Origin of the sequence: uncultured Lamprocystis sp. (genome assembly GCF_903933125.1) — a bacterium.
In the GTDB taxonomy this organism is placed as follows: Bacteria; Pseudomonadota; Gammaproteobacteria; order Chromatiales; family Chromatiaceae; genus Thiodictyon.
On sequence record NZ_CAIZIZ010000088.1, the window covers coordinates 1 to 5870 of the forward strand.

Annotated in this window: 2 protein-coding genes; both read right to left on the minus strand. The window is 65.1% G+C overall.

Features of this window, described 5'->3' with window-relative positions; all coding sequences use genetic code 11:
• Positions 1 to 262 precede the first annotated feature (262 nt).
• Positions 263 to 1531, minus strand: a complete 1269-nt coding sequence (locus QZY03_RS03790) for a glycosyltransferase family 4 protein (protein ID WP_295578420.1) — start codon at positions 1529 to 1531, stop codon at positions 263 to 265.
• Positions 1532 to 1897: 366 nt separating this feature from the next.
• On the minus strand, positions 1898 to 5794 hold the full coding sequence (locus tag QZY03_RS03795) for a putative Ig domain-containing protein (protein WP_295578422.1): 3897 nt from the start codon (positions 5792 to 5794) through the stop codon (positions 1898 to 1900).
• Between the last annotated feature and the right edge of the window lie 76 nt (positions 5795 to 5870).

Below are 5870 nucleotides of genomic sequence, written 5' to 3' on the forward strand. Positions count from 1 at the left end.
CGCCGCGCCGGGGCCGCCCGCGGGCGCCTGACGGGTTGGTTCCGTGGTCCCCCCAGGGTCCGTCGTGCGGACCCGCGCCCCGCGATTGCCGGTCGCGGCTGGCACGATGATCGAGATCGCCTAAAATGGCCAAAGTCGAGTCAAAGATCCCGAGAGCGATCAATAAGATCCGACAGGTGGTCACTTTGGGCCGACGGGTAACTCGCCCCTCAATCGGCCTCGACCGCGATGAGTAGCTGTTATTCCTTAAAATTCATAATGATCAAGACCGCAGCCCTGAACCATGACCCTCTGCGCCGACCTCGGCCCCACCGCCGGTCAGTAACGCAAGCGTGGTCGGCAGGCAGTGGGCGTTGAGATCATAGCCTTCGACCACAGTCTGTCGTGCCCGTTCACGCAGGGGGGCGAGGGCGGTCTGGTTGGCCAGGCACTCGGTCACCCGTTCGGCCAGACGGCCGGTATCGAAGAAATCGGTGAGCAGGCCGTTCTCCCCGTCGCGCACCACTTCCCGCACCGGAGCGGTGTCGGACGCCACCACCAGGCAGCCGGCGGCCATGGACTCCAGCAGCGACCAGGACAGCACGAAGGGGTAGGTGAGATAGACATGGGCGGCGGAGACCTGGAGCACCCGCAGATAGGTCGCGTAGGGCACCTGGCCGAGGAAGTGGACCCGCCCCCACTCCGCACGCCCACCGATCTCAGCGGTGAGTGCCTGGCGGAAGGTCTGGCCGTCGCCACGCTTCTTGCCGTAGCTCACCTCGTCGCCACCGATGACGACGACCTGGGCCCGCGGGGTCGCCGTCAGGATCCCAGGGAGCGCCCGCATGAAGCAGTGAAACCCCCGATAGGGCTCCAGATTGCGGGCCACATAGGTAACCACCGGGTCGCCGGGGCGCAGGCGCAGCCCACCAATCTCGATGACCGCGTCCGGGTCCGGGCGCACCTGAGTGGTGTCGATGCCCTCGTGCAGTACCCGGATCTTCGGCCGCATGGACGGCGGGTAGAGCGAACGCTGCCACTGCGTGGGGCTGATCCCGACATCAGCGGATTCGATTGCCGTCAGGTGGGTCATGTTACGTGCGCGCAACCGCGGCAGGTCGTCCGGGCGGGCGGGATATTCAGGATCGAACCCCACGTCCGCTCCTTCCCCCCGGTAGAAAAACTCGCAATAGGAGAGTATCCGCGCCCGCGGGTAAACATCGCGCAGAAACAGGGTCTCGCCCCAACCGGGGTGGCCGGCAATCAGGTCTGGGGTAAATCCCTTGGTCCGCAGCTCCAGGGCGATGCGGGAGACGATGTGCCCACGGATGACGGCCGCCTCCAAGTCCTTAAGCCAGGGGTGCTGAGTCGTGACGCGCTGGCCCTCCAGGGTGTACCCGATGCGCTGGATCGCCGGGTGCAAGATGCCCTGGCGCGTGAGATTCTGGGCCTCCCCAATGGCAAGGATCCGGTGGCCGGGGTCGGCAGCCAACACCTTGGCCACATGCCGGTACTGACCGGGAAAGTTCTGGTGGACGAACAGGATCTGCATAGGGTCTCCCTGGGGCAGCCGGGCCGCCTGGCGGCCAGCCTCTACCTCCAGACTTTACCACGCGCATGATCCGGCTTGCCGGGTAGTCGTCGGGGCACCGTGCGACCCCGCGTCCGCCGTCCTTGGCGGGGACCAGGGCGTTGCTATCCCGGGCCTTGATCATCGTTCCGGCCAGCGCTGCTCATTTGGAGTCCAAGGCTTCAGCCTTGGCCTGCCAATCCAAGGCTGAAGCCTTGGACTCCAGGCGGCCGGTACCTCGGCTGGCCGGAACCATGACCGAGGCCGAACCGGCGGCCCAGCGCGTTGGTACTGAGTTCCTGACGGTCCTCGCGGCGGATGGGGCCGCTCAGTGGTCACCCCATCCCACTAGGCCGCAACCACCTGGAGATCGCCAGCCACCAGCGTCTTCGCGCCCGTGAGCGTCGCAATCTGAGTCAATCCCCCGGCGACTTGGCCGTTGCTGTCGAAGCTCAGGGCGCCGGTGCTGGCGGTGTAGACGAAGACCGGTAGGTTGCTACTGAGGCTGGTGCCCGCGGCCACCAGGCGGTTCGCCGCCAGGACACCGAGCGGCAGGTTGCCGAAGTTGGCCGAGACCACGCGGATCTTGTCCGTCGCACTCTGGAAATCGGTCAAACGGTCGACTCCCTCCCCCGCGGTAACGAACTTAAAGACATCCGCTCCAGCCTCGCCCGTTAGCACATCGCTGCCGGCCCCGCCGACCAGGATGTCATTGCCCGCACCGCCCATCAGGGTGTCATTGCCGACGGCACCAGTGAGCGTATTCGCCGCGGCGTTGCCGGTCAGGATGTTCGCCAGGTCATTGCCAGTCCCGTTGATGGCCGTGGTGCCGGTAAGGGTCAGGCGCTCCACCTCGGCAGGGAGGGTGAATGTCACGCTGGCCTCAACCGTATCGGTGCCCTCACCGACCAGCTCAGAGACCCGGTCGGTGGCGCGATCCACGCCGTAGGTGTCGTTTCCCAGCCCACCAATCAGGGTGTCCGCGCCACTGCCGCCGATCAGGGTGTCGTTTCCGGCCCCGCCGCTGAGTGAGTTCGCCAGACTATTGCCGGTCATGAGGTTGGACAGGGCGTTGCCGGTCCCGTTGACGGCGAGGGTGCCAACCAAGGTGAGCTGTTCGACATTAGCCCCCAGGGTCCAACTCGGTAAGATGCTTTCGACCCGATCCTTACCGCCAATGGACGTCTTGGCATTGGTCTCGGTGACGACATCACCGATGTTATCGACCCGATAGAGGTCCGAGCCGTCACCGCCGATCATGACATCGGCCTCGGCCCCACCGTTCAGCGTATCGGCGCCGGGGGTGCCCAGCAGAAGGTCCGACCCAGCCCCGCCGGTGATGAGGTTCGGGCTTGCCGCCGCCACCAACAGCCGATAACCGCCGCTATAGGAGGCCAGGCCGGCGGCTTCGACGTAGTAGACCGCCGCGGCGGTCGGGGTAAAAGCCAGACGCGCGTCGTTGCTGTCCGGGCTGCCGTCGTCATTCTCCCCGAGCAGGACCCCGGCGGCACTGAACAGACGCACATAGGGATCCCCTAGGGCCGGACGCGTCCCCACCGCCTGGCCGGTCACGGTTAGCGTGTAAGTCACTCCCGCATTCAGTGATACGGCAAACCAATCCTTATCGCCCGCCTGATCGATCAGGCTGGTCACCGGTATGCCTACGGCCATGCTGCCGGCGGTCGCCGTGGTCGCCCCATATTCGGGGTCGATCTGGAGGGCGAATTGATCCGTTGCGCTCGCGCCGAGCCAGTCGCTAGCGGTGACCTGGACGTCCAAGCGGCCGGCATCGGCAGCCCTGGGCGTCCCGCTGAACAGTCCAGTCGCGGGATTGAAACCCAACCAGCCGGGGAGCGGTGTCCCATCGGCCAGCGTCGCGCCATAGTTGATCGGATTGGCCTCCACATCCGCAAAGGCCCCGGTTGGGATTTGGAACTGAAAGGCGGCGTGGGTGGTCGCCACCTGATCCCGCAGGGGGGCGACGAGTCGCGGGGCGTCGTTCACAGCGGCGATGCGCAGGGTCAGGGCGGCGGTCGCGCTATAGACCTGACCGTCGCTGACCGCAAAGTTCAAGGCAACATCGCCGGTCACATCGGTACCGGGCAGATAGGTCAGTCTGCCGGCAGCAATGTCCGCCGCACTCACCTCGGTGAAGGGTCCAAGGGCCTGCCCGGCCAGCGCCAGGGTGCCCGTGACCGGCCAGGACAGGAACTTGACCTTGGTGAGTCCATCCCCGGCGTCCTCGTCGGCAAAGGGAAAATCGGCGAGGCGGAAGGTCAGGCGGCTGTCCTCATTCGTCGTCAGGACCCGGGCCGCGGTCAGCGGGGTGTCGTTGACATTGACCACGGTCAGCCGGAAGTCGTCCGATACGCTCGCCAGGGACCGGTCGGTGGCGACCACGCGGACATCGAGCGTACCCACGTTCGCATTGCCAGGGGTGCCGCTGAAGGTGAGTGTTCGGGGGTCGAAGGTGAGCCAGGCCGGCAGCGTGGGCGCGCCGGCCAGACGGGCGCTGTAGGTCAGGGCGTCACCGGCATCGTCCTCTGCAAAGGTCCCGCCCGGCAGGGCGAAGGAAAAGGCCGCGTCCTCATTGATACTGCGATCCGGGGCCGCAAGCACCAGGCGCGGCGCGTCGTTGAGGTTGGCGACCGTGAGGCTGAAACTGTCTGATCCAGTCGCCCCGGCGGCGTCCGTTGCCAGGATCTTGACCTCATAGCGCCCGACCTCCGCATTGCCGGGCCGCCCCGTCAGGGCGCGGGTCGTGGGATTGAAGCGCAACCAGGCCGGTAGTGCCGACCCGTCGCCCAGGGTGGCGGACCAGACCAGCGTGTCGCCGGGGTCGGCGAAGGTCGTGGCCGGGATCACGCGGTTGAGGGCCACATCCTCATTGAGGGTGAGGTCCGGCAGGGCTTGGACGAGGGTCGGCGCGAAGTTGATGGAGGTGGCCGTCAGGTGATACCAGCCGGTATCCACCGCGCCGCTGGCCGGGTCGTGGCTGACCTTGATGAAACGCTCGGCGGTGGATGCGACCGCGATACGCTTACTGCTGCCTTGATAGGAGGTGTTGGCCCACGTCTCCAATACGGTGCCGCTGCTGTCTGTGACCTCGATGGTGTATTGATGGGTGCCGCCGCTTCCGCGGGAGAAGTCGTCAGTAAATGACACATCCAGCGCCCCGACCTGGCCTGGGGTGATGCGGTACCAATCGACATCCGCGGCAGTGGATAATTGACCCTCGATGACACGGCCGAGGGTCATGGTTTCGGCGAGCGGACGGGTGCCGTTATTCTCGGATTCGTAGTCGATGTCGCTCGGGGCCTGGGTCACATTCAGGTGGTACCAGCCCGTATCGACCGTGCCGGTGGCGAGGTCGTGGCTGACCTTGATGAAGTGGGCCGCGGTGTTGGCGATGCCGATGCGCATGTCGCTGCCTTGCCAGGAGGTGCTGGCCCAAGTCTCGAGTACGGTGCCGCTGCTGTCTGTGACCTCAATGGTGTATTGATGGGTGCCGCCGCTTCCGCCGGAGAAGTCGTCAGTAAACGACACATCCAGCGCCCCGATCTGGCTAGGGGTGATGCGGTACCAATCGACATCCGCGGCAGTGGGCAATTGGCCCTCGATGACACGGCCGAGGGTCATGGTTTCGGCGGTGGAGGGGGTGCTGTTGTTCTCGGATTCGTAGTCGATGTCGCTCGGGGCCTGCGTCACATTCAGATGATACCAGCCGGTATCGACCGCGCCGGTGGCGGGGTCGTGGCTGACCTTGATGAGGCGAGCGGTAGTGGTAGCGACACCGACTCGGAAGTCTGAGCCGTATACGACGTTGCCCCAAGACTCGATCAGGCTACCGTCGTCGTTCATGACCTCTATCTTATATTCGTGGGTACCGTAGGTTCCACCGGAGAAGTGGTCAGTAAACGACACATCCAGCGCCCCAACTTGGCCGGGGGTGATGCGGTACCAATCGACATCCGCGGCCGTGGACAATTGACCCTCGATGACACGGCCGAGGGTCATGGTCTCCGCGGTGGAGGGGGTGTTATTGTTCTCGGATTCGTAGTCGATGTCGCTCGGGGCCTGCGTCACATTCAGATGATACCAGCCGGTATCGACCGCGCCGGTGGCGGGGTCGTGGCTGACCTTGATGAAGTGCGCGGCGGTGGTGGCTACTCCGATGCGGAAAGGGAAAGATGAACCATATTCGACGTTGCCCCAAGACTCGATCAGGCTACCGTCGTCGTTCATGACCTCTATCTTATATTCGTGGGTACCGTAGGTTCCACCGGAGAAGTGGTCAGTAAACGACACATCCAGCGCCCCA

What these genes read in the sequence shown, in the direction of transcription:
- QZY03_RS03795 (WP_295578422.1), bottom strand. Translation starts at nt 5,794, where the DNA reads ATGAACGACGACGGTAGCCTGATCGAGTCTTGGGGCAACGTCGAATAT.
- QZY03_RS03790 (WP_295578420.1), bottom strand. Translation starts at nt 1,531, where the DNA reads ATGCAGATCCTGTTCGTCCACCAGAACTTTCCCGGTCAGTACCGGCAT.